This is a genomic window from Anseongella ginsenosidimutans (assembly GCF_008033235.1).
GTDB classification, from domain to species: Bacteria; Bacteroidota; Bacteroidia; order Sphingobacteriales; family Sphingobacteriaceae; genus Anseongella; species Anseongella ginsenosidimutans.
The window spans coordinates 3,432,764-3,457,803 of record NZ_CP042432.1 but is presented as its reverse complement, the minus strand read 5'-3'; the positions used below and the strand labels follow the sequence as shown (position 1 = coordinate 3,457,803).

Here is a 25,040-nt window from a genome sequence, read left to right as displayed (position 1 = left end):
TTTTTGCTTTTGGGATTTTTTATATTGCGCTGAATGAAGGATATTGCAGTTATCGTTCCCTTATTGGATGAAGAGGAGTCGCTTCCCGAACTGGAATCTTGGATAAGCAAAGTAATGGATGAACATGGGTTCAGCTATGAACTGCTCCTGATCGACGACGGAAGTAAGGACAATTCATGGGAAGTTATTCTTGGGCTCCGGGAAAGGAACCCGAACGTCCGCGCCATTCGCTTCCGGCGCAATTACGGAAAATCCGCGGCCCTGGACGTCGGATTTCGCGCTGCTGACGCCCGGGTGATCATCACCATGGACGCCGACCTGCAGGACAGTCCCGACGAAATTCCCGAATTATACAAGAAGATTACCGAGGAGCGCTACGACATTGTCTCCGGCTGGAAAAAAAGGCGCTATGATCCGCTGAGCAAAACCATTCCTACCAAACTATTCAACGCCGTTACACGCAAGATGTCGGGAATCAGGCTGCATGACTTTAATTGCGGCCTGAAAGCTTATCGCAGAGAAGTGGTAAAGAATATTGAAGTGTACGGAGAGATGCACCGGTATATCCCGGTACTGGCAAAATGGGCAGGCTTCAGGCGGATAGGAGAGCAGGTAGTAGCGCACCGGCCCCGGAAATACGGAACTACCAAATTCGGGATGAGCCGTTTCATCAAAGGCTTTCTGGATCTGCTGTCTATTTTTTTCGTGGGCAAGTTTTCCAAGCGGCCTATGCATTTTTTCGGAACACTTGGCGTGCTGGCCTTCTTTTTTGGCTTTGCGGTAGCCGTTTGGCTGATCGTTGAAAAGCTGGTGGCCATTTCAAATGATCTTCCCTACAGGAATGTGACGGATCAACCTCTTTTTTTCCTGGCCCTTATCGCCATTGTGGTGGGTGTGCAGTTATTTATGACTGGCTTCCTGGCTGAAATGCTTTCCAGAAATTCAGAAGACCGGAATAATTACCAGGTAGCAGATAAGGTCGGGTTTTATTCAGCCGCTGTTTCATGAAGATTGTTATCCTGGGACCGGCATATCCTTACCGCGGCGGGCTGGCTGCTTTTAATGAACGCCTTGCAAGACAGTATAGCAAAGCAGGTCATGACGTTAAGCTGTACACGTTTTCCATGCAATATCCTTCCCTCTTTTTTCCGGGAAAGACCCAGCTTTCGCAATCGCCTCCGCCTTCCGACCTGGAGATCATACGGATTGTGAATACGGTGGACCCGCTGAGCTGGGCAAAGGCCGGGAAGCGTATACGCCGGGAAAAGCCGGACCTGCTGATCGTCCGGTACTGGCTGCCGCTGATGGCCCCTTCACTTGGCACCATTTGCAAGATCGTACGGGGGAACGGCCATACCCGGATCATTTCCATCGTAGACAATATTGTGCCTCACGAACGCCGGATAGGGGACCACCTGCTCACCAAATATTTTGTAAAGCACGTAGACGGCTTCCTGGTAATGTCCCGCTCGGTATTAAAGGAGCTGGACCGGTTCGACCGGAAAAAGCCGAGGGTATATTCCCCGCACCCTATTTATGATATTTACGGCCCGCCGCTGGAACGGGCCGCCGCGAGAAAGGCCCTGCATATGGATCCGGACGCCCCGTATATTCTTTTCTTTGGTTTTATCAGGGAATATAAAGGCCTGGACTGGCTGCTGGAAGCTTTTTCGGAAAAACGTTTCCGGGAACTAAAGGTACGCCTGATCGTGGCAGGAGAGTATTATGTTGATGAAAAGCCCTACGAACATCTCATCGATTTGCTGGAAATAAGACCTTACCTGGATCTTCATACACACTTTATTCCCGATGCTGACGTGAACAAATACTTTTGCGCGGCCGACGTGGTGGTCCAGCCCTACAAAAATGCCACGCAAAGCGGCATCACCCAGATTGCGTATCACTATGATAAACCCATGATCGTAACAAACGTGGGCGGGCTGGCGGAAATGGTCCCCCATGAAAAGGTAGGTTATGTAACGCGTCCGCATATAGGAGCCATTGCCGATGCCATTCACGATTTTTTTACTTCCGGCGCCGAAGAAAAATTTATCACCAATATCCGCGGCGAAAAAGAAAAATTTTCCTGGAACTATTTCCTCTCCCGCATTGAAGACCTGTGCTAACCTCAAGCCCGCGCGCCGGTCAAACGCCGTAATTGTTATATTTGCAACATGGGAATGAAACCCGCTTTAAGTAAAGTTTACGCTTCAATAGTAGCTAAAAAGATAAAGAAATGGGATTCCGGGGCCGCAAGCATGCAGAAAGCCACCTTTCGGCGCCTGCTGGAAGGCGCAAGGAATACGGCTTTCGGAAAGGACCACGGTTTTTCAACTATCGGCAACTACGAGGATTTCAGGCGGCAGGTACCTGTCCGCGACTATGAAGGCTTGCGCCCATACATAGACCGGGTAGTGGCCGGCGAGGCAGACGTCCTCTGGAAAGATAAACCCCTGTATCTGGCAAAGACATCCGGAACTACTTCGGGGATCAAATATATTCCCATCAGCCATGCCTCCATGCCGCATCATATCCGGGCTGCCAGGAATGCACTGTTGCTGTATATTTATGAGACAGGGAATTCGGATTTCGTGGATGGAAAAATGATCTTTCTACAGGGAAGCCCCGTGCTTTCAGAAAAAAACGGCATGAAGGTGGGGCGCCTATCCGGAATAGTAGCTCACCATGTTCCGGCCTATCTTCAGCAGAACAGGATGCCTTCCTACGAGGTTAACTGCATGGAGGACTGGGAACAAAAGGTGGACGCGATTGTAGAAGAAACACTGCCGGAAAACATGACTCTTATCTCGGGCATTCCCCCCTGGGTGCAAATGTATTTCGACCGCCTTTCGGCGCGAAGCGGGGGAAAGAAGATCAAGGACATTTTCCCGGGCTTCAGCCTTTTTGTTTATGGAGGGGTGAATTTTGAACCCTACCGCCTGAAACTGGAGCAAAGTATCGGCAAAAAAGTCGACGCCATTGAAACCTATCCGGCTTCCGAGGGCTTCATTGCCTTCCAGGATTCGCAAAAGGATAGCGGAATGCTGCTGAACCTGGATGCGGGCATTTTTTATGAATTCATTCCGGCCGAAGAATATTTTAATGAAAAACCGGCCCGCCTTTCCCTCGAAGAGGTAAGCCTGGATAAGAATTATGTCCTTGTGCTGAATACCAATGCTGGTTTATGGGGCTATAGCATAGGAGATACGGTACGGTTTGTCTCCAGAAACCCCTACAGGCTGGTGGTTACCGGGCGCATCAAGCATTTTATTTCAGCTTTCGGGGAACATGTAATTGCGGAAGAGGTGGAAGATGCGCTGATGACGGTAGCTTCCCGGGAACAGATAGGGATCACTGAGTTTACCGTAGCTCCGCAGGTGCAGACTTCAGCCGGCGAACTTCCTTATCACGAATGGTTCATTGAGTTTGAATCCATTCCGGCTGATATTGAAAAATTCAGGCTGCAGGTAGACGAGGCTTTGCAGCAGAAAAACGTATATTACTTCGACCTGATAAAGGGAAAGATCTTGCAGCCCCTCAGGATCCGCCCTCTGAAAAAAGGGACGTTTATCGATTATATGAAATCCCAGGGCCGGCTGGGCGGGCAGCATAAGGTTCCCCGCCTTTCCAATGACCGGGAAATTGCAGAAAAGCTGATGGAATACTGTTAATGAAAAGAATTGCGATATTGGGAGCAACCGGCTCCGTGGGAAGGCAGGCGCTGGAGGTGATTGAAGCGAATCCCGGCCGGTTCAGGGCATCCCTGCTGACCGCGGGATCAAATGTTACAAAACTGGTAGAGTTGGCCAGGGTATTCCGCCCTGACGCGGTAGCCATTGCCGACGAATCCTGTTACCAGGCACTCAGGGACGGCATGGAAGGTACGGGGATCACGGTATACGCAGGCAATGCCGGCTTGTGCGAGGCCGTGAGCGTGCCGGGCATCGATTTAGTGCTGACAGCCCTGGTAGGCTATTGCGGATTGCAGCCCACGCTGGCGGCGATAAGGTCAGGAAAAGATATCGCCCTGGCTAATAAGGAAACGCTCGTAGTGGCCGGGGATTTGATCACCCGGGAGATTAGCAGGCGCCACGTTGCCTTGCTTCCGGTTGATTCGGAGCATTCCGCCATTTTCCAGTGCCTGGCCGGCGAGGAGGGAAACCGGCTGGAGAAAATTTATCTGACAGCCTCAGGAGGCCCTTTTCGTGGAAAAAAGTCGAAAGAACTGGCAGCCGTTACCCATGAGCAGGCGCTAAAGCATCCAAACTGGTCAATGGGGGCGAAGATCACCATTGACTCCGCCAGCCTGATGAACAAAGGGCTGGAGGTGATCGAAGCCAAATGGCTGTTTGACCTGGAGGCGCGGCAAATAGAAGTGCTGGTACATCCGCAGTCTGTCGTCCATTCGATTGCCCAGTTTGAAGACGGATCCATGAAAGCCCAAATGGGGCTTCCGGATATGAAACTGCCCATACAATATGCCCTTGCTTATCCTGAACGGGTAAAGAACGACTTTCCGCGCCTTGATTTTTCACGATTCGGGGAGCTTAGTTTTGAAAAGCCCGACCGGGAAACCTTCCGGAATCTTGACCTGGCTTATGAAGCCCTTGAAAAAGGAGGGAATATGCCTTGCATCCTGAATGCCGCCAATGAAGTGGTAGTACAGGCCTTTCTGGAAGACCGGATAGGCTTTCTGCAAATGCCGGATATCATAGCTGCCTGCATGCAAAAGGTTGATTTTCTGCCACAACCAAGTTACGAAGATTATGTCTTAACGGATGGGGAAACCCGTCAATTAGCCTTATCTTTGCTGGCTATTTCCAAAGTAGTATACTAAACATTGATAAAGAATAGCGAATGGATGGATTAATAATGGCGGCCCAGATGATTGCGGCCCTTTCCATACTGATTGTCCTGCATGAGGCGGGACACTTTGTGGCCGCCCGCGCATTTGGAATTAAAGTAGAAAAATTCTATCTCTTTTTTGACGCCTGGGGCATTAAGCTTTTGAAGTTCCGGAAGGGAGATTGTGAATACGGGATCGGTTGGCTTCCTCTTGGCGGATACGTAAAGATCTCCGGTATGATTGATGAATCAATGGATACCGAGCAATTAAGTAAACCGCCGCAGCCCTGGGAATTCCGGTCTAAGCCGGCCTGGCAACGGCTGATCGTCATGCTTGCCGGCGTTTTTGTGAATGTGGTACTCGGAATAGCCGTATTCTGGATGCTGACATTAAAGTACGGGGAAACTTATCTGCCCGCGAGCGAAGTAAAACACGGGATCGTTGCCTATGACGTAGCGCAGGGAATTGGCCTGCAAACAGGGGACAAGGTACTTGCCATTAACGGAGAACCATTAGAACGCTTCGATGACCTGCTAAGCCCTGATGTACTCCTGGGAAATACCGTACTGACCGTTCAGCGCGGGAGCGAAGAGCTCGAAATTACTATTCCCCCGGATTTCCTGAACAGCCTGGCGGAAGGGGGGCGCGATAGCTTTATTGATCCCCGGTTTGAATTTTTAATAAGGGACGTGGTGCCCGGAAGCCCGGCCGATAAAGCCGGTTTGCAGCCGGATGATCGTATCCTGGCTGTTGACGGTAAGCAGATCAGCTATTTTGACCAGCTGCAGGAGGCGCTCGCCGCCCGGAAAAGCGAGGAGGTACAGCTTACCGTGCTTCGGGGAGCCGATACGACGCAGCTTACTGCCGCCACCGACACGGAAGGAACGCTCGGCTTTTATTCCAAACCCCTGGGCCTGGAAACGAAAACCATCCAATACGGCTTTTTTGAAGCGTTGCCGAAAAGTATCAGCCGTTCGTTCAATACCCTGGCATTGCAGGTACGCAGCTTCGGAAAGCTGTTTAAAGGCGACCTTGATCCTCAAAAGACGCTGTCCGGCCCCATTGGCATTGCGCAGCAATTCGGAGGAGAGTTTGACGGGCTGAATTTCTGGACCCTGGTGGGCCTGCTTTCCCTTGTCCTTGCCTTCATGAACATTTTACCTATCCCGGCGCTGGACGGAGGTCATGCCATGTTCCTGCTCGTTGAAATGGTGAAAGGGGAACCTCTGAGCGATAAGTTCCTTGAAAAAGCCCAGATCGTAGGTTTTGTGATCTTACTGGCCCTGATGGTCTTTGTGTTTGGAAATGATATATTGAATATTGTCAAGAATTAACGGTTCACAGGTAGAATAACCTTGATAAAACGAACCGGTTTTTCTATGTTTGCAGCCGGAAGAATCCAGGCCTGAAGAAATCAGGCCTCAGCGCAACCAAGGTCAAGCCTTGTTCTTAACGTTAAATTCTTCGAGCCTCCTGCCCAGGTGGCGGAATTGGTAGACGCGTTGGTCTCAAACACCAATGGGGTAACACCCGTGCCGGTTCGAGCCCGGCCCTGGGTACAAGCCTCCTCGTAATACCGGGGAGGCTTTTTAATTACCGGAAAATTGGAAAAGATATCAAGATAGATGCCCGAATTTCATAAGTAGACGGATATGGAGTTGTGAATGCCCTATGTGGTAACAGCTGATGATGGATCAAAGCGAGCCCCACTACGTCTTAAAGCGGAAGCAAGACCCAAAGCAAGATCAAGCCCGTACCCGGCAATGAACCATTGCACATTAAAGTCGGGCGAGAGATCGCTTTCCCGGAATTGAATGCAAACGATAAAAGGCCGCCCGATTTCATCAGGCGGCCTTTTATCGTTTATAGCCACTAAATATTTAGCGTGCGACTATTTCAATTTCAAGGTTTAATGCACTGGCGCTACTTCGGGCGTTTCAGCTGGCTTAACATTTTTCTGCCAGAAGAAGAAAATGATAAATAGCACAATCAGAATTGCCGGGAAGGTAACCATTTTAGCAAGTGTGTCCTGGCCTGCTGCCAGTTCCAACGTGCTGCCTGAAAGTCCCGCGGCGGCTTTTTCTGCGGTGGCGCTATCAATCCATCCGCCGATAACGGGTTGCCAGATGGCAGTTGAAAACATGCCCACGCCGCCAATAATAGACATTCCCAATGCGCCGCTCAAAGGAACCCGCTGCGCTGCGGCACCTACCATGGTTGGCCAGAAATAACAAACGCCGATGGCGAAAATCACCGCCGCGACATAAGCCATTGGGCCCGTAACGGTGCTAAACAGGTAAATACCGATAGTTGCGAAAATTGCGCCTCCTAAAAGTACGCCCGTTTGTCCCAGGGCTTTGACAACCGGCCCGGCAAAGAAACGCCCTACGGCCATCAACCCTGTTACCAGTGCCAGGATGAGCATGGGGCTGGCTCCGCTGTTCGCCATAATAAGGCCTACCCATTGCTGAGGGCCGAATTCCGAAATTGCTGTGAGGGACATGCAAACAAACAGAAATATAAAAGTGGGCGTTAGCATCGCCCTGAGGTTTTTAGAAAGAGAAGTTACTCCTTCTACGTGTGGTTTCGGGAAAGCCTTTCCGTAGAAAAGGATTGCATAAATGATGGTTGGGATCATGGTTACCCACATTTGAGCCTGCCAGCTCATGTCAAAATCAGTCATGAATTTTGAAATAAGCGAACCAACAACGATACCCCCCGGGAACCACATATGGAAGCGGTTCAGCATTTTATCCATTTTTACGCCGGAATACATGTCCGCGATCATGGGATTACAGGCAGCTTCCGTACACCCGTTCCCAAAGCCAATGAAAAGTGTTGAGATGAGCAGTCCTGTATACCCCCTGCATAAATAGTCATTATAATACCGATAGTATGGGCGATGAAGGCCACCCGCATAATGTTTTTCGCGCCGAAGGAGTGGTAAACGAGTCCCCCGATGATCATTGAAATAGGGAATCCCAGAAACCACATGGAGTTAATAAACCCGAGCTGTTCGGCGGTCAGCCCGAATTCATTGCCAAGCTGGGGCAAGATCCCTGCCCGGATGCTAAACGTGAAAGCGGTCGTAATCAGTGCAAAGCAACTTCCGTTAAATAATGCACCCTTGTTAATGTTTTCGTTCATTAATTCTAAGGTTATAGTTTATGTAAGTAATCCTCTCCAAATCGATCTGCCAATATAGTAAAAATGATAATTCCTTTTGGTTTTCCCAAAAAAAATATCCCTCATATGACTCCCATAGCCAGCATAGCGTTGGCTACCCTGATGAAGCCGGCAATATTGGCCCCTTTCATATAATTTCCGGGGGAGCCGAATTCTTCGGCCTTTTCATAACAGAGATTGTGAATGCCTGTCATGATCTTCGCTAGTTTATCTTCGGTGTATTCAAAAGTCCAGGAATCTCTGGAAGCATTTTGCATCATTTCCAGGGTAGACGTTGCCACACCGCCTGCATTGGCCGCTTTTCCAGGTGCGAACAATATATTTGCTTCCTGGAACACGCGGATACCGGCCGGCGTGGTAGGCATATTCGCACCTTCGCATACCGCTATACAGCCGTTTTTAACTAAAAGTGCTGCGCTTTTGCCGCTGATCTCATTTTGCGTCGCCGAGGGAAGCGCCAGCTGGCATGGAACGTCCCAAATGGAGCCTTTTTCCACATATCTGGCGTCTTTATGGAAAAGCAGGTAGTCTTTGATGCGCTTTCGTTCTACTTCCTTCAGTTGTTTGAGTACCGCCAGGTCGATGCCCTTTTCATGGAAAATATAGCCGTTTGAATCCGAACAGGCGACCACTTTGCCGCCAAGTTCATGGATCTTTTCAATGGTGTAAATCGAAACGTTTCCCGAACCGGAAACGACACAGCGCTTTCCTTCGATAGTATCTTTCCTGGTCCGGAGCATTTCCCGGGCAAAGAATGCCGACCCGTACCCCGTTGCTTCCCTCCGGACCAGGGAGCCGCCCCAGTCAAGGCCTTTTCCCGTGATCGTTCCGGCTTCATACCGGTTGGTTATCCGCTTGTATTGCCCGAATAAATACCCGATCTCGCGGCCGCCCACCCCGATATCCCCGGCCGGAACGTCCGTGTGTTCGCCAATATGCCGGTAAAGTTCGGTCATGAAGCTCTGGCAAAACCGCATGATCTCTGCATCGGATTTCCCTTTGGGATTAAAATCAGCGCCTCCTTTGCCGCCGCCGATTGGTAATCCGGTGAGCGCGTTTTTAAAGATTTGCTCAAAGCCCAGGAATTTAATGATACCCAGGTAAACCGAGGGGTGAAAGCGTAATCCGCCTTTATATGGGCCAAGAGCGCTGTTGAATTCCACGCGAAATCCCCGGTTGATATGCACCTGGTTTTTATCATCGGTCCATGGTACGCGGAAAATGATCTGCCGCTCGGGTTCGCAGATGCGTTCGATCATTTTCTGATGGGCAAACTCCGGGTACTTTTCAAGCACCGGCACCAGGCTGTCCAGCGTTTCCTTTACGGCCTGGTGAAATTCCGACTCTCCGGGATTCCGCTGGACAATTTCGTCAAACACCCCGGTTACTTTTTTTTCAATTACACTATTCAAACCTGCCTTATTTAAAAACGATCCTGCTCCCGGGCGGGAACAGGTTTTCCCAAAGATGAATAAATTTTGAAGAACTTGCCAGCAAATTTTATAATTTGCCTCCATGAATAAGCTCGAAACAGCGGTCGGCGCCATTGACCGGTATAACCGGCAGGATCCCGTTCTTTTTCAATGGAACGGCGAATCCTGGCCGCAGGAATATTTCTTTTCGCTCAGGGTTTGTGAGTGGATAGAGCGACTGTCGCCGGATGCGGGAGAGGAGCTGCTGCTTGCAGCCAGGGCACATCATATCGGTAGGTGGGAAATCCCACGTGATCAATACCCTGATGGAAAAGCCGGGTACCTGAACTGGCGAAAGCGTCTTGCGGAGTTACATGCCGAAAAAGCCGGCGCCATCCTGGAAGAGGCGGGTTACCTGCCGGCTCAACGGGAGCGCGTAAAAGAACTGATCCTGAAAAAGCAACTTAAAAGTGACCCGGAAGTTCAGTTGCTTGAAAATGCGCTGTGCCTGGTATTTCTACAGTATCAGTACGAAGATTTCAGGCAGAAGCATCCAAAGGAAAAAGTCGTGCATATCCTGAGGAAATCGCTGCGGAAAATGGACGGACAGGGCAGGGAAGAGGCGCTGAAACTGGATTATTCAGAACAAGGTCTCGTCTGCATCAGGGAAGCTATCTGATCAATAGGGACGTTTCCCGACAATAATTAAGAGGATATATCGTTTCCAATGGAATAAAGGCTATTATGAAGCTGGAAACGCCTGCGGGCTCGCCGCGGGATTCCGGGCCGGCCGGGCCCGCCAGATATCTTCGAACAACGGATGCCCTAGCACTCATCGTAGGGATTGTAATCGGCGCTGGTATTTTCCGTACGCCTTCGCTGGTAGCAGCCAATACAGGAGACAGTACCATGTTCCTGGCTGCCTGGATCCTGGGAGGGCTTATTTCATTAAACGGCGCTTTCTGTTATGCCGAATTGACTACCGCTTTTCCGCACGCCGGCGGCGATTACCATTTTCTTTCAAGAGCTTTTGGAAAGCGGCTGGCCTTTTTGTTCGCCTGGGCAAGGATGAGCGTGATCCAGACTGGTTCCATTGCGCTGCTGGCTTTTATTTTCGGAGATTTTTTTTCGCAGGTAATCGACCTTGGCCCCTTTTCATCTGTGATCTACGCGGCCGCAGCCGTCATTCTCCTGACGACCATCAATATTCTGGGCTTGAAAACAGGTACCCTTACGCAAAAAATGCTCACGGCCGCTGAAGTATTGGGTGTGCTGCTGGTTGCTGCAGCCGGCTTATTCTTTGCACCTGAAATTTCCGCCGGCGATGAAGGAGGTTCCGGGCTCCTTTCCCCGTCTTCCGGAACTTCATCTTCCTTTGGGCTGGCTATGGTATTTGTATTGCTCACATTCGGTGGCTGGAATGAAGCGGCCTATGTCTCGGCGGAATTGCGCCGCGGTAAAAAGACGATGGTAAAAGTATTAATAGGAGGCATTCTGATCATCACCGCCATTTACCTGCTTGTTAACATGGCCTACATTCATTCATTGGGAATTAACGGTGTAGCTTCTTCCGAAGCCGTGGCGGGAGAAGTAATGCGCCGGGCTTTCGGCGAAGCCGGCGTGGTCATCATAGGCATTTTGGTCGCTGTTTCTGCCTTAACTTCGGCCAATGCGTCCATTTTTACCGGTGCGAGAACCAATTATGCCCTGGGAAAAGACTTTCAGGCGTTTAAGATACTTGGCGTCTGGGACCGGAAAGCATCCGGGCCGGTAAATGCCTTCCTGGTACAAGGGCTCGTTTCGCTTGCCCTGGTAGGACTGGGCTTTATTACCCGTAAGGGGTTTGAAACTATCGTGGAATATACAGCCCCGGTTTTTTGGTTTTTCTTCCTGATGACCGGCCTGTCGGTCTTTGTTTTAAGAAAAAAAGAGCCCGACGTGAAGCGCCCCTTCAGGGTGCCGCTTTACCCCATTGTTCCTCTTATCTTTTGCATCACCAGCGCGTGGCTGCTGTATTCCAGCCTGGCGTATACCGGCCTGGGAGCGCTGGTAGGGGTGGGTGTGCTGGTTTGCGGAATTTTGCTCAATTTTTGGGTACCCGGAAGAAGAATAATTCCTGCTGAGTGAGCGTTGTCATTAGAATAAATTGTACTCAAACTTTGTAGTATTATGAAAACAGTAAAAAGTTCCTGGAAGACCTTCCTGCTTCTTTTAGGTGTAACCGGCGCTTGCTATGCACAGGACTCCCCGCAGCTGGACGTTCCTTATGTGCCTACCAGCCAGGAAGTGGTAGATGCCATGCTGGAGCTGGCCGGAGTAACTGAAAACGATGTGGTTTACGACCTTGGTTGCGGTGACGGCCGCATCGTGATTACTGCCGCCAAACAATACGGTGCAACCGGGAAAGGAATAGACATTGACCCGGAAAGGATCAGCGAAGCCAAGGCAAATGCCCGGGAGGCTGATGTGGAAGATAAGGTGGAATTTATCCAGGCCGATCTCTTTGAATCAGACTTCAGCGAAGCATCTGTGGTTACCTTGTATTTACTGTCAACCATTAATATGAAGCTGCGGCCTATTCTGCTCAAGCAGCTGAAGCCCGGAACCCGCATCGTTTCCCATGCATTTGATATGGGCGACTGGGAGCCCGACGAAACCCGCACGGTAAACGGTACCAGGATTTATTTATGGACTGTTCCGGAACAATGAAAGCGCAGGGAGTAGGGGTGTTTTGATTTTTAAAACATTTTCCATACCTTTGCTACAGTAGTTCTGCCTTGCAGAAGAACCTGGAAATACGCACAAACTTTAATGAGTGAGGGATAATGATGAAGAGGAATTTTTATATAGCCTGGGTGCGTCCGTACTCCTGGCAGGGGCGGTTAGCGCCTGGAAAACGACACCGGCGGCTCAGCCTGAAACGGCTAAATCAGAAGCGGCTAAGTCTGGCGTTTCAAAAATAACTGAAGTAAATTCTAAGATCAGCCCCTCCGGGCCGGCAGTTCCGGCGGGTGCATCAGGGAAACCTAATATCCCAGCCGTGGGCGAAGCGTTGGAAACTGCGCTGCCTGCAACCGCACTTTCCTATGAAGCGGCTTATACGGATTACGTCGGAGACCTTTACAATGAGCTTGATCTTGCCGGCAAAGGCCTTCAGCCGGAGATATTCAAGAAAGCCCTTACTGGTTTTTATAACCTGAAAGCCGCCGGGAAATTAGCGCCCGGGAAGGAAGTGCTGAGCATTGTTGACTTTACCAAATCCAGCCGGGAAAAACGATTGTGGATCATAGACCTTGATAACAAAGAATTGTTATTCCGCAGCCTGGTAGCGCATGGAAAGAAAAGCGGGGGCAATATGGCGTCCAGTTTCTCTAACACCGAATCATCCCATCAGAGCAGTCTCGGATTCTACTTAACCGGCGAAGTCTATTACGGAAAGCATGGACGTTCTCTTCGCCTGGACGGGATGGATCCCGGTTTTAATTCCAATGCCCGCAAACGGGCTATTGTGCTGCACGGCGCCGATTATGTGAGCCAGGCATTTATTAACCGGGTAGGCCGGCTGGGACGGAGTTTCGGATGCCCTGCGGTACCAGAGCCCTTGTGCGACGAAATCATCGATCATATCAAGGAAAAAACGGTGTTGTTTATCAATGGCCCCGGGGAGAAATACAAATCCGATTACCTTAACGTGAAGGCGGCGGCCCGTTATCTTCTGCCTGCAAATGGCTGACGACAATTTTGTCCAGTCCGTAAACGTCCGGGCGGTATTGAATGTTTCCTTCGTTGTCCAGCCAGCAGGTGGCATAGACCAGGTAAACGGGCACCTGCTGCGATAATTCAATATTCCTGGCTTCCGGATTATCCCTACCCATTTCGGTTTTAATCATTTCGAACTTATTGCCGTTCCCGAATAAGGCATGGGCAAGTTCGAGCGGTTTTTCTACCCGTACGCAGCCATGACTTACCGCGCGCATGTCCTGGTCAAAAGCCGCTTTTGCAGGAGTATCGTGCAGGTACACGCTGCTTTGGTTATCAAACAGGAATTTGATCTTTCCCAGCGCGTTCTGACTTCCCGGCCGCTGCTTAAAGCTGTATGGCAGGTCTTCTTGCGAAACGGACTCCCAATCGATCTCGCGGGAGTCCGCTACTATTTCCCCGTTTTTATAAACATCAATATTGCTGTTCTCCAGGTAATAAGGGTCCGCTGCCGCTTTTTCAATGATCTCATTCGAGGCAATACTTTCAGGAATATGCCATATTGGATTTACCTGCACCCTTTCAATCAGGCTGTTTAACTGGGGCGTTTGCCAGCGCTTCGCAGGCTCCCCGACGCAAACCTTCATATTTAGCCCGGGTACGCCGTTTTCCACGACGTGAAGGCGGAAATCGGCGATATTCACCAGCACATATTTCTCTTTCTCCGGCTTGTTTTTCCAGCGAAGGCGCTCGAGGTTGGCCAGGAGCGCGCGCCGCCTCACTTCTCCGGCTCCCGAACTATCCTTATCCGCCGGTGCAGAATGATCGCTGGCCGCTGTCCCGGGAGTGTCGGTGTTCTCCGTTTCTTTATTGTCGCCAGCGCCCGCAAGGTGCGTTTTACCCGTACCGCTTCCAGCGAGGGCATCCTGCAGGGCCTTGTATGCGTTTCCGGTAGGCTGAATGCTGTCGAGAAGGGCTTCCAGGTCGCTGGCCGCGAACATCTTTGTAAGGGAAGTACTGTCCGGGCGTGTTGTTTCAATATAGTAGCGGGGGAAGATATCCGCAGGGTTAGTAAAACCGAATTGCAGGGCGTTTCCATAGGCTGCCAGGGAAGCGGCTACCTGGAGTTCCAGTTCCGCCACCAGCGGGGCGGCCGCTTCCGGGGTGGAAACGCTTTCTTCGTTGCTAAGGCTGTCCTGCAGCCGGCGAATCTGTCCGGGTTGAAAGAGCGCAGGGTTAAGGCCGTGTTCCCCTGCCTTTTCCAGGTATCCGATGAGTGTCCCGAGCCCCTCACCGGGTAAATATTTTTTTAAAAGCACGGGAGAATAGCCACGCCCCTGGTAAAAAGCGGCAATTAATTTCCCATGCTTTAATTTTTTCTCCCGGAGCATCCGTTCCAGGTAGGGAGCTATTTCGGCGGGGCCCGTTTCCTTCAAAACAGGATTACGGAACTCACGAAAAAGGACGGTACCGATATCCTGTTCGCTTTTCCGGCACGAGGTAAAGGATACGGCCAGCAGAAGAAATATCGTGAAATAACTATGCGTATTTTTCATGTAAAAACGAGTTTGTACAATTAAAATGGAAAATTCCATGCCAGAAAGGGAAATGGGCGAAGGGAATGATAATTTTGTATTTTTACCGAATTGAATGAACCCATGCAGTTACCCTATAAACGAATAATTGTTAAGGTCGGGTCGAATGTGCTTACCCGGAAGGACGGTTTACCTGACCAGGAAAGAATGGAGCAGCTCGTCAGCCAGGTAGCCAGGCTGCGGGAGGCGGGGCTGGAAGTGATCCTGGTTTCCTCCGGGGCGGTAGCTTTCGGGAGAAGCCTTATCAGCGTTTCGAAGAAGTATGATACTGTTGCGGCGAGGCAATTGCTGGCTTCCACCGGACAGGTGCATCTGATCAATGCCTTTGCGCGATTTTTCGACCGGCACCAGACCTTGTGTTCGCAAGTGCTGGTTACCAAGGAAGATTTCAGGGACCGCCTGCATTATCTCCATATGAAAAATTGTTTCGAGATCCTGCTGCAGCATAAGGTAGTGCCGGTGGTGAACGAGAACGATGTTATTTCCGTTACGGAGCTTATGTTTACCGACAATGATGAATTGGCGGGGCTTATCGCTTCCATGCTGAATGCGCAGGCCCTGATCCTGCTCAGTAATGTGGATGGTATTTTCAAGGGTGATCCGGGAGACGGGGATGCGGAACTGATTGAAGAAGTAAGTGATTCTTCGCCCGTTTTTTTACCTTTTATCTCCGCCAGGCGATCGCAGTTCGGTCGCGGCGGGATGATAACGAAAACGGGTATTGCCCGTAAGGCTGCCGGCCTGGGTATCACCGTACATATTGCCAACGGCACTACTGACGATATCCTGCTGCGTATCCTCAATAATGAGGTAAAACATACCCGGTTTACTCCCAAAAAAAGCGCGTCCGGAAAAAAGAAATGGATTGCCCATGCGGGGCATACAGCCAAAGGCACCGTGCTGATCAACGAAGGTGCGAAAGCCGCATTGACCTCGGCCCGGGCCAGCAGCCTGCTGCCAGTAGGGATCATTGCTGTCAGGGATGAGTTTCAGAAGGGCGAAGTGATCAGGCTCCTGGATGAAAAGGAACAACTGATCGGTCTGGGGATTGCGGAATATAATTCGGAAAAAGCCAGGGAGCGCGTAGGTCAGAAAAAGCAAAAGCCCCTGGTGCATTACGATTATTTGTTTTTAAATACCGAAATTTAGACCTTGCAGGTTTGGAACACGTTATGGAATATAAATTATTTTTGGAAGAAGCCCGCAGGGCATCCCGCAGTTTGGCGGCCCAGGAAGCCGGAACAATCAACCAGGTGTTGAAAGATCTTGCCGGAGCCGCGCGCGATAAAACGGATTTTTTATTGGAGGAAAACCGGAAAGACCTGGATAGGATGGATCCGGAAGATCCCCGTTACGACCGTCTGAAACTAAGCCCTTCCCGCATCAGTGATATTGCGGCCGATATTCTTAACGTGGCGGCGCTACCCAATCCGCTGGGCAGGGTATTGTCTGAAAAGTCGCTTTCAAATGGTTTACGGGTTTCCAAAGTAAGCGTTCCCCTGGGCGTGGTGGGAATCGTTTACGAAGCCCGGCCCAACGTGACTTTTGACGTGTTCGCGCTTTGCTTTAAAACGGGGAATGTGGCCGTTCTAAAGGGAGGAAGCGATGCGGCAGCCTCCAACCTGGCCATAATTTCCGTGATCCATGAGGTACTGGAACGTCATGGCATTGACCCCCGCGTCGCCACCCTGCTTCCGGCAGAGCGCGAAGCCACAGAAGCTCTTCTGAACGCGGTAGGCTATGTGGATGTAGTAATCCCCCGCGGGAGCCAGCAGCTGATCAACTATGTCCGGCAGCAGGCCAAAGTACCCGTCATTGAAACAGGGGCCGGCATTGTACATACTTATTTTGACGAAAGCGCCGACGTAGAAGCGGGAGCTGCTATTATTATGAACGCGAAAACCCGCCGTCCGAGTGTCTGCAATTCATTGGATTGCCTGCTGGTTCATCGTAACCGCCTTTCGAATCTCCCGGATCTGCTTCAGCCGCTGGCAGAAAAGGAAGTGGTCCTTTACGCTGATGAACAGGCCTACGGCGAACTGGAAGGAAGATATCCCGGAAATTTGCTCAAACCGGCGGAAACCGGGCATTTTGGGACCGAGTTCCTTTCGCTCAAAATGGCGGTTAAAACTGTTGACAGCCTGGAGGGCGCCCTTGACCATATCGCTAATTACAGTTCAAAGCACAGCGAAGCTATCTTATCCGATAATCCTGAACATATTGAACGCTTCCTCAGGTCGGTGGACGCGGCCGCGGTTTATGCCAACGCTTCCACCGCCTTTACCGACGGCGCCCAGTTCGGGCTTGGAGCGGAAATAGGTATCAGCACCCAGAAACTCCATGCCCGCGGCCCCATGGGCCTGGATGAACTGTGCAGCTACAAGTGGCTTGTCCGGGGACACGGGCAGGTTCGGCCCTCCTGACCGTCACACCCTCCTGACCGTCACACCCTCCTGACCGTCATGCCTGACTGTCACGTCTGCCTGACCGCCGTGTTGGAAATAACGGCCAGGCTGGTATCCCGGTTCCCGGCTGGCTGGCAGCCGGATTATTGCAGGCCGCAGCCCGCACATTGGAACTGCCCCAGGCTGTGGCTTAATGCATGCCAGTCATAAGGATTGGCGTATCCTTCCCGTTCCCAGTAAAAGGGCTTCCTTGCCTGCTCGTGGTTTCCTGTTTGGTTCATGGTGGCGGCATCGTACAGGCGCCCGTTCAGCATGACTTTACTGATACTGGTGCTGTTATGAATATCCTCCAGGGGATTCTTGTCAAGTACCAGCAGATCGGCCAGTTTGCCTTCTTCCAGCGAACCGATTTCCTTATCCATACCCAGGTAAGCTGCACCGTTAATGGTCGCGCAGCGGATAGCTTCCAGCGGTGACATACCACCCTGCGCCAGCATCCATAATTCCCAGTGAGCGCCGAGGCCCTGAAGCTGGCCATGCGCGCCCAGGTTTATCTTTGTGCCGCCGTCGCTCAGTACTTTGCATACCCGTGAATTCTGAAAATGCCCGTATTCTTCATCGGGGGCGCGGGGGCGGCGGATTGAACGGGGATCAACTACTGACCTTGGAGTGAAATTCAACAGGCGTTCATTTTCCCAAACGCGGGTACGGTCATACCAGTAATTCTCGCCGGACTGTGAACCATAGGCAACGATAAGGGTAGGGGTGTAGGCCGTATTGCTGGCGTTCCACAGCTGGTAAACATCCTGGTACACATCGGAAACCGGTATATTATGCTCTACACCGGTATGGCCGTCAAGGATCATGCTCATGTTGTGAGTAAACGTGGAACCTCCCTCGGGTACTACCTGCATTTCCAGCTCCCGTGCAGCGGTGACAATTTGCTGCCGCTGGCTCCTCCGCGGCTGATTATAGCTCTTTACGGAGAATGCTCCTATGGCCTTTAAGCGCCGGAGATGGGAGCGGGCATCGTCCAGGGAGTTGACCACGGCCTTGAAATCGCCTTCGGCGCCGTAGAGTATCGTGCCGGTTGAATAGATCCGCGGGCCGGTCAGCCGGCCGCTTTTTACCATTTCTGACTGGGTGAATACCATTTCGGTATTGTTGGAAGGGTCATGCGTAGTGGTTACGCCGAAAGCCAGGTTAACATAATAGGGCCAGAAAGTATGCGTTGACTTTCCATCCGCGCCTGAGGGAAGGTGGGCATGGACGTCGACAATGCCAGGCATGATCGTTTTTCCGGCGGCGTCATAGACTTTCGCACCCGCGGGAATCGCTACGTTTTCGGCGGGGCCAACGGCCTCAATTTTATTTTCATTGATTATCAACGTGCCGTTTTCAATGACTTCATCCCCTTTCATAGTAATGATACGGGCGTTTTTAAAGGCGATCCTTCCCGAAGGAACATCGGTTTCCAGTTCCAGGCCAATGCGAAGGCCTTCGGCGGCCGGCGGAGAAAGCTCTTCAGGCGCCCCCGGCAAAAACGTGAATGATTCATTTAATTCCCTGCTGAAGTATTCAGGCCCCAGCACCCAGTGTATCTTTTTACTGTCGCCGGACCAGTGGAGGCTGGTTCCAGCATCCCTGCTTAGTTTGAACACCGGCAGGGCGCTTGTTTTTCCCGACAGGTCCACGGCCCCGCCGGTATGAGGGAAGGCCGCTACATAAACATTGAACAACTCGGTAAAAGCCACCCATTTGTTGTCCGGGCTCAGGGCAAACTTTGTGGCATAGCCGGACGTAAAATGCGTTCGCTCATAGCCTCCGTTCAGATCGATACTTTTATAAGTTTTCTTACCGTTTTCCCGGATAAGAAAATAGACCCGGTTGCTATGCACGTTGAATTCCGGGCTGCTGCCGTGGTCAATGATCTTCCGTGGTGTGCCTCCGTCTGCGTTCATGAGATAGAGCCCCGCGTTCTTACCAAAGCTATAACCCTGGAAGATATTCCCTCCCGACTTTTCGTACACGATAAGCTTTCCGTCGGGAGAAAATGCCGGGCTGCTGTAGTATCCCTTTTCTGTAGTCAGACGAGTGGCCTTCCCGGTACCCAGATCTATTTTTACAATGGCGGATTTCAGCGAGTCGTTCCAGGTGACATACACCAGTTGCTTCCCGTCCGGGCTATAAGCGGGTTCATATTCAAAATCCTTTCCGTCCGAAATTCTTTCCGGCTTTCCGTTGGGAAGCCGTTTGGTATAAATATAACCAGCTGCATTAAAAGCAATTGTTTTTCCGTCCGGAGAAGTAACCACCTGCCGTATCATTTTAGCTTCGAAGCGGGGGCTGAACACCTGGTTCTCAAAATGAAGGGCTTCCGTAATGCTGTGCTGTGCGCTTACCCGGAAGGGAATGATCTCAGCGGCATGGCTTTCAATATGGACTTTGCGAATCTTCCCTTTCGCATAGAATACGATGGTTTTATTATCGGGAAGCCAGTCAAAATTGCAGTAAGGGCCGAAAATGGCCCAGGCTTCCTGCTGATCTTTGCTCATTGGCGCATATACCGGGAATTCTTGGCCGGTTTGGAGATCGTGTACATACAGCACACTTTGGGAACGCACTCTTTTTACGAAAGCAAGCCATTTTCCATCAGGGGAAATGGCAGGCCGTACGGCTCCTCCGGGCCCGCCTGTGACTTTTTCTATGTCGCCGGTTGCCAGGTTCAGCCTTTTGATCGCGTAAATTTCGGTATTCGGATCCTTATTGTATTCAAAAAAAGGACCTTCGCTTACGTCTTCGCTCCAATACAGGAATTTTCCGTCGGGCGATACAAAGGGCTCTCCGGCGTCCTGCTGATCATTTTTTCGTTTTGTCAGCTGCAAACCCTCGCCGCCGCTGAAATGATACATCCACATTTCTCCCGCCCCAAGGGAGCGGGTGCTGGTAAAATGCTTGCGGGCAACCAGGTAATTTCCGTCCGGCGTCCAGACGGCATTGTTAAGCAGCCGGAAATCCTCTTTCGTAACCTGCCTGGACTCCGAACCATCGCTGTTCATGACCCAGATATTGTCTGCGCCCCCGGCATCGCTTGTGAAAGAAATACGGGAACCGTCCGGGCTGAACCGCGGCTGGACTTCATAAGCCAGGCCTCCCCGTAACAGCTTCGCGTTTCCGCCGCTCAGCGGCATTATGTAGATATCGCCCAGCAAGTCGAAAACGATCTGTTTGCCGTCCGGGCTGACATCAAGGTTCATCCAGGTGCCTTCTTCAAGGTTGAACGTATGCGTTTCAGAAGGTCCGGGAGGGCTATTGACGTCCCATTCTTCTTTTTCCACGGAGGTTGCCGTTGATTGCTGCGAAAGGGCCGGGCCGGCCATTAGCAAGAGGCAGGCTATACCCGGAAGTAGCATTGTTTTCTTCATCTCAAGGATCTTTGTGCCGAAAATACTTTTATTTTAGCAAATTGTAAGTTCCACCGGGGGCAATATGGAAAACATAGCGGATATTCTGAAAACTTATTGGGGCTTTAACGCTTTCCGGCCGCTGCAGGAGGAAATTATCCATTCCGTGCTGGAAGGAACCGATACGCTTGCGCTGATGCCCACAGGCGGCGGTAAGTCGCTATGTTACCAGGTTCCGGCCCTGGCCCGTGAGGGAATTTGCATAGTGGTAACCCCTCTGATCGCGCTGATGAAGGACCAGGTAGAACAACTTCGCCGGAAAGGTATAAAAGCGGCGGCTGTTTTTTCAGGCATGCACGCCAGGGAAATCGACGCTGTGTTTGATAATTGTATTTACGGACCCTATAAGTTTCTTTACCTTTCACCCGAACGGCTGAAGACAGCCCTTGCCAGGGAGCGTATCAGCCGCATGAAGGTGAACCTGCTTGCCGTGGACGAAGCTCATTGCATTTCGCATTGGGGCTATGATTTTCGCCCGGCTTACCTGGAAATTGCCGGCCTTCGCGAGCTGCTGCGGGAAGTGCCCGTGCTGGCGCTGACGGCTACGGCAACCGGGGAAGTGGAAGAAGATATCCAGAAGCAGCTGCGGTTCAGGAATGGTCGCGTACTGCGGAAAAGTTTCGCGAGGGAAAACCTTGCCTACCTGGTTCTGCCGGAAGAAGGCAAGCAGGAACGGCTGCTGAAAATATTAAGGCGGCAGGAGGGAAGTGGGATCGTCTATGCGAGAAATCGGCGGCAGACGGAAGAAATTGCGGCTTTCTTACGTAAACACCGGGTACCGGCGGCTTTTTACCACGCGGGAATGCCGATGAGAAAACGGGAAGCAGCGCAGGATAGCTGGATTCAGGCTAAAACACGGGTAATGGTGGCTACCAACGCCTTCGGAATGGGCATTGACAAACCGGACGTCCGGCTGGTGGTACACATGGACCTTCCGGAAAGCCTGGAAGCCTATTACCAGGAAGCAGGCCGGGCCGGGCGCGACGGGAAAAAGTCCTACGCCGTACTTTTGCATAGCCCCGCGGATGAAAGGAAGCTGCTGGAGAATGTCGATATCAGTTACCCGGCGCTGGAAGAGATCCGGAATATTTACCAGGCACTTGGAAATTACTTTCAACTCGCAACCGGCGCGGGAGAAGGTTTAAGCTTTGATTTTGACATAGGGGAGTTTTGCCGGCGCTATGATTTTTACGCGATGAAAGTATTAAACGCGTTCCGCTTCCTGGAGAAAGACAATTACCTCAGTTTTTCCGAAGGCGTTTTTCTTCCTTCCAGGATAAAGCTGCTGCTTGATAAGGAGGCGCTTTACAAGTTCCAGGTGGCGCATGCGGATTACGATGCTGTATTGAAGGCCATCCTCCGGTCTTGCGGAGGCGTATTCGACTTCTATGTTCCCTTTGATGAAAAATTAATTGCGCGCAGGGCGGGCATGTTACAGGAGGAGTTTCAGCGGACGCTGCCGTGGCTGGCAAAACGAGGCGTTGTTTCCTATATTCCCAAAACAGATAAACCTCAGGTCACTTATTTGTCTTCAAGAGCGGACGCCGGGAATCTTTACCTGGACACCGTATTTCTGAGAGAAAGGAAAAACCGGCATCTGGAGAATATCCATGCTGTGCTTGAATATGCCGGCGAAACCGGCAGGTGCAGAAGCAAAATGCTGCTGTCCTACTTTAAGGAATCCGCTGCTGAAAACTGCGGGATTTGTGACTATTGCCTTAAACTGAACCGGCGGGATGTAACGGAGGCGGAATTTGTGGCCATAAAGGCGGCAATTGAGGCTGTTTTACAAAAAAAAGCGCTTTCCCGGCAGGAATTGTTAGAACAACTGACCGAATTTCCGGAAATAAAGCTGCTTTTTGTAATAAGGACATTACTGGATGACGGCCAGCTCTTAAAAAACGAAGATGAAGATCGTCTCTACCTGGCCACCTAACACCGTTAGTAACGGGCATTTTACCCGCGCGTATCGTTTTCTTTGCAGTTATTTTTCGTGATTGTGTAACCTTCTGATGCAATTTTGTAGTCGAACGGTTCAAACAAAAAAACATTATTAATCACACACAAAATCACACACAACATGAAAAGTTTAACCAACAAAATGAACGTGGCTATGGTAGCCGCCGCCATGCTCTTCACATCCGGAGTTGCACTTGCCAATGAAACCGGCCCCGCTATTGAAATGACTGCCGGGATTACCAAAGCTCCGGATGTGATCCGCAAGGAAATGAAGGTTTCAGGTTACCAGCTGGTGAAGGTAAACGGAAACTTTAAGGTTTACCTTAAACAGGGAGACGAGCAAAAGATCGTAGTGGAAGGCGATGAAAACCTGGTTCCGGAAGTAAAACATTTTATTGTGGACAATACGCTGAATATTTACACCTCCGACCAGGTTAAAAGGCGTATTACGCTATGGGTCACCTTGAAAGATATCAATAATCTCAATAAATTCGGAAATGTCCGGGTAATCAGGGAACAGTAAAGATCATAATTTTTGCGTAAGAAAAGGGCGTCTCTTCCGGGGCGCCTTTTTTGCTGGAATCCGGAGGAAATCCTTAACTTCCATCAAATTTTAAACACTATGAACAGGTTATTTATATTTTTCCTCGCCGCGGCCCTGGCGATGACGGTATTCAATTCCTGCATGGACGATTGCATAGAAGGCAATGGGCAAGAGACTACCGAAAACAGAGACCTTGCTGCATTTTCAAGGATCGACCTCGGCGGGTCTTACAAACTATTGCTGACCCGTGATTCTGCTAGTTCCTTTAGCATTCATACCCACGAAAACTTGCTTCCTCTTATTAAAACGGAAGTGGATAACGGACGATTGCGGATCTACTCGGATGAGAATATTTGCGAAGAAGTAGTCATCGCCATCAGCCTGCCCGAATTAACCAGCCTTACCGCTTCGGGAGCCGTTGAGGTAGAAATGACCAACCGCTTTGCCGCCGATGAATTTGAACTGGATGTTTCAGGAGCAGTAGAAGCCAGGCTGGATATGCAAGCGAACAAGATAAGAACAGAACTCTCCGGCGCAGGAGAAATTGCCTATCGGGGAAAAACGGGCGAACACGAGGTCACCATTTCAGGTGCAGGAGAACTCAATGCTTTGGAGCTGGTTGCCGGAAAATATGATATTCATGTAAGCGGCGCCGCCGAATGCAATATTCATGTTCTAAACGAACTGAATGCACAAGCCAGCGGCGCCAGCTCCGTGCAGTACCGCGGGAACCCCGGGGTTATAAACGAAAACGTTTCGGGCGCGGGAAGCATCAAGCCGGTAAACTAGAAGTGTAGGCTATACCGTTGCGCCGATACGATACCAGGGGCAGGGGCATGATACCGGGCCCTATTCTTGTATATGGTGGCCGGAGCTGATAAGCCGGTTGCCGGAGCCATCGTGTACCGCATAGCTAAAACCTTTATGAATAGAATAGGAGCCGTATTCTCCTTTCTTGTTCATGGCCAGGTAGCCAACCTGTATCTCCCGGTAATTAGGATATTTCTTTACGATGCGCTCTACTGCCGTTTTGCAGGCTGCTTCCGGGCTTAACCCTTGCCGCATAAGTTCTACCACAAGAAAACTCCCGAGCGTTTTCATGACGAACTCACCATGTCCGGTAGCGCAGGCGCCCCCGACTTCATTGTCCACAAATAAGGCGGCCCCGATGATAGGCGAATCGCCTACCCGCCCGTGCATTTTAAATGCCAGCCCGCTGGTGGTGCAGGCGCCCGACATATCTCCGGCTGCATCGATGGCCAGCATACTAATGGTGTCATGATTCTCAATATTGATCACCGGTTCATATTTTTTCTCCTTTAGCCAGTTTTTCCAGGCTTTTTCCGCCTCAGGAGTAAGCAGGTTTGTTTTTTCGAATCCCTGTGCAAGGGCAAACTGCAGGGCGCCTTCTCCAACAAGCATCACATGCGGTGTTTCCTCCATCACTTTCCGGGCAACCGACACGGGGTGTACGATGTGTTCCAGGAAGGCAACGGACCCGCAATTGCCTTTTTCATCCATGATGCAAGAATCAAGGGTTACATGGCCGTCGCGGTCCGGGTAGCCTCCAAGGCCAACCGAATTGTTGGACGCATCAGCTTCAGGGACATGTACGCCTTGTTCTACCGCATCCAGCGCCCTTCCCTTTCTGCTCAGCACTTTCCAGGCCGCCTCGTTCGCGGCGATCCCGAAATTCCAGGTGGAGATGACAATGGGTTTGTTTGGGTTCACCGCGGAGCCGTTTCCGGGCGAAATACCTGCCAGGGAACTGTTAACCGCCGGGCCTACGCCGATTGCAGCGGCTCCCAGCATAGACCTCTTAATAAACTCTCTTCTTTTTTGCATGGTTTGATCCGTAAATACGGGTAAATATAAACATATTTGTATGTGTAGTTGTTATCACATTCAATGAGAACATGTTTAAGTCTTT

General features: G+C 50.9%; 20 protein-coding genes and 1 tRNA gene. 15 read left to right on the top strand and 6 right to left on the bottom strand.

The window, feature by feature from the left end:
* Nucleotides 1–33: 33 nt before the first annotated feature.
* The 6 genes from FRZ59_RS14355 (at nucleotide 34) to FRZ59_RS14330 (ending at nucleotide 6,405) form a co-directional block, all read left to right on the top strand.
* Nucleotides 34–1,008, top strand: a complete 975-nt coding sequence (locus FRZ59_RS14355) for a glycosyltransferase family 2 protein (RefSeq protein ID WP_132128509.1) — start codon at nucleotides 34–36, stop codon at nucleotides 1,006–1,008.
* Entirely contained in the window at nucleotides 1,005–2,126 is a 1,122-nt protein-coding gene (locus tag FRZ59_RS14350; protein WP_132128508.1) for a glycosyltransferase, read from the top strand. Before FRZ59_RS14355 ends, FRZ59_RS14350 begins: the two co-directional genes overlap by 4 nt.
* 48 nt (nucleotides 2,127–2,174) lie before the next feature.
* Nucleotides 2,175–3,671, top strand: coding sequence for a GH3 auxin-responsive promoter family protein (locus FRZ59_RS14345; protein ID WP_132128507.1), 1,497 nt, complete (start codon nucleotides 2,175–2,177; stop codon nucleotides 3,669–3,671).
* Complete coding sequence (locus FRZ59_RS14340; protein WP_132128506.1) at nucleotides 3,671–4,837, top strand: 1-deoxy-D-xylulose-5-phosphate reductoisomerase; 1,167 nt, start codon at nucleotides 3,671–3,673, stop codon at nucleotides 4,835–4,837. The genes FRZ59_RS14345 and FRZ59_RS14340 overlap by 1 nt, the downstream gene beginning before the upstream one ends.
* Before the next feature lie 20 nt (nucleotides 4,838–4,857).
* Nucleotides 4,858–6,180 carry an RIP metalloprotease RseP gene (gene rseP / locus FRZ59_RS14335; RefSeq protein WP_132128505.1) on the top strand — a complete coding sequence of 441 codons (1,323 nt, stop codon included), beginning with the start codon at nucleotides 4,858–4,860 and terminating at the stop codon, nucleotides 6,178–6,180.
* Between the two features lie 141 nt (nucleotides 6,181–6,321).
* Nucleotides 6,322–6,405 (top strand) — tRNA-Leu (locus tag FRZ59_RS14330).
* Nucleotides 6,406–6,755: 350 nt separating this feature from the next.
* On the opposite strand, the gene FRZ59_RS14325 is transcribed toward FRZ59_RS14330, so the two are convergent.
* From FRZ59_RS14325 to gdhA, 3 genes are all read right to left on the bottom strand, one after another.
* Nucleotides 6,756–7,676: an MFS transporter gene (locus FRZ59_RS14325; protein ID WP_262713190.1), complete on the bottom strand. Its 921-nt coding sequence runs from the start codon at nucleotides 7,674–7,676 to the stop codon at nucleotides 6,756–6,758.
* Nucleotides 7,631–7,993: a hypothetical protein gene (locus FRZ59_RS19160; RefSeq protein ID WP_225975309.1), complete on the bottom strand. Its 363-nt coding sequence runs from the start codon at nucleotides 7,991–7,993 to the stop codon at nucleotides 7,631–7,633. The genes FRZ59_RS14325 and FRZ59_RS19160 overlap by 46 nt, the downstream gene beginning before the upstream one ends.
* 101 nt (nucleotides 7,994–8,094) lie before the next feature.
* Entirely contained in the window at nucleotides 8,095–9,444 is a 1,350-nt protein-coding gene (gene gdhA, locus FRZ59_RS14320; RefSeq protein WP_132128503.1) for an NADP-specific glutamate dehydrogenase, read from the bottom strand.
* Nucleotides 9,445–9,547: 103 nt separating this feature from the next.
* Between gdhA and FRZ59_RS14315 the strand changes: the two genes are divergently transcribed.
* The 4 genes from FRZ59_RS14315 to FRZ59_RS14300 all read left to right on the top strand — a co-directional run bounded on the left by FRZ59_RS14315 (nucleotide 9,548) and on the right by FRZ59_RS14300 (nucleotide 13,177).
* A complete protein-coding gene (locus tag FRZ59_RS14315) occupies nucleotides 9,548–10,123 on the top strand; it encodes a DUF4202 domain-containing protein (RefSeq protein ID WP_132128502.1) in 576 nt (191 codons plus the stop codon).
* A 65-nt stretch (nucleotides 10,124–10,188) separates the two neighbouring features.
* Nucleotides 10,189–11,571 (top strand): APC family permease, encoded by a 1,383-nt coding sequence (locus tag FRZ59_RS14310; protein WP_132128501.1) that lies wholly within the window; start codon nucleotides 10,189–10,191, stop codon nucleotides 11,569–11,571.
* Nucleotides 11,572–11,613: 42 nt separating this feature from the next.
* Complete coding sequence (locus FRZ59_RS14305) at nucleotides 11,614–12,153, top strand: SAM-dependent methyltransferase (RefSeq protein ID WP_132128500.1); 540 nt, start codon at nucleotides 11,614–11,616, stop codon at nucleotides 12,151–12,153.
* A gap of 106 nt (nucleotides 12,154–12,259) precedes the next feature.
* On the top strand, nucleotides 12,260–13,177 hold the full coding sequence (locus FRZ59_RS14300) for a murein L,D-transpeptidase catalytic domain family protein (RefSeq protein ID WP_225975075.1): 918 nt from the start codon (nucleotides 12,260–12,262) through the stop codon (nucleotides 13,175–13,177).
* Here the strand turns inward: FRZ59_RS14300 and FRZ59_RS14295 are convergent.
* A complete protein-coding gene (locus FRZ59_RS14295) occupies nucleotides 13,131–14,699 on the bottom strand; it encodes a L,D-transpeptidase family protein (RefSeq protein WP_225975074.1) in 1,569 nt (522 codons plus the stop codon). The genes FRZ59_RS14300 and FRZ59_RS14295 overlap by 47 nt on opposite strands.
* Before the next feature lie 102 nt (nucleotides 14,700–14,801).
* Here FRZ59_RS14295 and proB point away from each other — a divergent pair, with 102 nt between their 5' ends.
* Together proB and FRZ59_RS14285 are read left to right on the top strand one after the other, a co-directional pair.
* Nucleotides 14,802–15,887 carry a glutamate 5-kinase gene (proB, locus tag FRZ59_RS14290; protein WP_132128499.1) on the top strand — a complete coding sequence of 362 codons (1,086 nt, stop codon included), beginning with the start codon at nucleotides 14,802–14,804 and terminating at the stop codon, nucleotides 15,885–15,887.
* Nucleotides 15,888–15,910: 23 nt separating this feature from the next.
* Nucleotides 15,911–17,161, top strand: a complete 1,251-nt coding sequence (locus tag FRZ59_RS14285; RefSeq protein WP_132128498.1) for a glutamate-5-semialdehyde dehydrogenase — start codon at nucleotides 15,911–15,913, stop codon at nucleotides 17,159–17,161.
* Between the two features lie 125 nt (nucleotides 17,162–17,286).
* Here FRZ59_RS14285 and FRZ59_RS14280 read toward each other — a convergent pair whose 3' ends face one another.
* A complete protein-coding gene (locus FRZ59_RS14280; protein WP_225975073.1) occupies nucleotides 17,287–20,568 on the bottom strand; it encodes an amidohydrolase family protein in 3,282 nt (1,093 codons plus the stop codon).
* A gap of 64 nt (nucleotides 20,569–20,632) precedes the next feature.
* Between FRZ59_RS14280 and FRZ59_RS14275 the strand changes: the two genes are divergently transcribed.
* The 3 genes from FRZ59_RS14275 to FRZ59_RS14265 all read left to right on the top strand — a co-directional run bounded on the left by FRZ59_RS14275 (nucleotide 20,633) and on the right by FRZ59_RS14265 (nucleotide 23,899).
* Nucleotides 20,633–22,543, top strand: a complete 1,911-nt coding sequence (locus tag FRZ59_RS14275) for a RecQ family ATP-dependent DNA helicase (protein WP_132128497.1) — start codon at nucleotides 20,633–20,635, stop codon at nucleotides 22,541–22,543.
* A 144-nt stretch (nucleotides 22,544–22,687) separates the two neighbouring features.
* Nucleotides 22,688–23,089 (top strand): GIN domain-containing protein, encoded by a 402-nt coding sequence (locus FRZ59_RS14270; RefSeq protein ID WP_132128496.1) that lies wholly within the window; start codon nucleotides 22,688–22,690, stop codon nucleotides 23,087–23,089.
* 99 nt (nucleotides 23,090–23,188) lie between these two features.
* Nucleotides 23,189–23,899, top strand: a complete 711-nt coding sequence (locus FRZ59_RS14265; protein ID WP_132128495.1) for a head GIN domain-containing protein — start codon at nucleotides 23,189–23,191, stop codon at nucleotides 23,897–23,899.
* 60 nt (nucleotides 23,900–23,959) lie between these two features.
* Here the strand turns inward: FRZ59_RS14265 and FRZ59_RS14260 are convergent, their stop codons facing one another.
* A complete protein-coding gene (locus FRZ59_RS14260; protein ID WP_132128494.1) occupies nucleotides 23,960–24,955 on the bottom strand; it encodes a glycosylasparaginase in 996 nt (331 codons plus the stop codon).
* Nucleotides 24,956–25,040 lie beyond the last annotated feature (85 nt).

Bases quoted from the DNA above. Each gene is read 5' to 3' on its own strand.
- FRZ59_RS14355 (WP_132128509.1), top strand. From the start codon at position 34: ATGAAGGATATTGCAGTTATCGTTCCCTTATTGGATGAAGAGGAGTCG.
- FRZ59_RS14350 (WP_132128508.1), top strand. From the start codon at position 1,005: ATGAAGATTGTTATCCTGGGACCGGCATATCCTTACCGCGGCGGGCTG.
- FRZ59_RS14345 (WP_132128507.1), top strand. From the start codon at position 2,175: ATGGGAATGAAACCCGCTTTAAGTAAAGTTTACGCTTCAATAGTAGCT.
- FRZ59_RS14340 (WP_132128506.1), top strand. From the start codon at position 3,671: ATGAAAAGAATTGCGATATTGGGAGCAACCGGCTCCGTGGGAAGGCAG.
- rseP (WP_132128505.1), top strand. From the start codon at position 4,858: ATGGATGGATTAATAATGGCGGCCCAGATGATTGCGGCCCTTTCCATA.
- FRZ59_RS19160 (WP_225975309.1), bottom strand. From the start codon at position 7,993: ATGAACGAAAACATTAACAAGGGTGCATTATTTAACGGAAGTTGCTTT.
- FRZ59_RS14315 (WP_132128502.1), top strand. From the start codon at position 9,548: ATGAATAAGCTCGAAACAGCGGTCGGCGCCATTGACCGGTATAACCGG.
- FRZ59_RS14310 (WP_132128501.1), top strand. From the start codon at position 10,189: ATGAAGCTGGAAACGCCTGCGGGCTCGCCGCGGGATTCCGGGCCGGCC.
- FRZ59_RS14305 (WP_132128500.1), top strand. From the start codon at position 11,614: ATGAAAACAGTAAAAAGTTCCTGGAAGACCTTCCTGCTTCTTTTAGGT.
- FRZ59_RS14295 (WP_225975074.1), bottom strand. From the start codon at position 14,699: ATGAAAAATACGCATAGTTATTTCACGATATTTCTTCTGCTGGCCGTA.
- proB (WP_132128499.1), top strand. From the start codon at position 14,802: ATGCAGTTACCCTATAAACGAATAATTGTTAAGGTCGGGTCGAATGTG.
- FRZ59_RS14285 (WP_132128498.1), top strand. From the start codon at position 15,911: ATGGAATATAAATTATTTTTGGAAGAAGCCCGCAGGGCATCCCGCAGT.
- FRZ59_RS14280 (WP_225975073.1), bottom strand. From the start codon at position 20,568: ATGAAGAAAACAATGCTACTTCCGGGTATAGCCTGCCTCTTGCTAATG.
- FRZ59_RS14275 (WP_132128497.1), top strand. From the start codon at position 20,633: ATGGAAAACATAGCGGATATTCTGAAAACTTATTGGGGCTTTAACGCT.
- FRZ59_RS14270 (WP_132128496.1), top strand. From the start codon at position 22,688: ATGAAAAGTTTAACCAACAAAATGAACGTGGCTATGGTAGCCGCCGCC.
- FRZ59_RS14265 (WP_132128495.1), top strand. From the start codon at position 23,189: ATGAACAGGTTATTTATATTTTTCCTCGCCGCGGCCCTGGCGATGACG.
- FRZ59_RS14260 (WP_132128494.1), bottom strand. From the start codon at position 24,955: ATGCAAAAAAGAAGAGAGTTTATTAAGAGGTCTATGCTGGGAGCCGCT.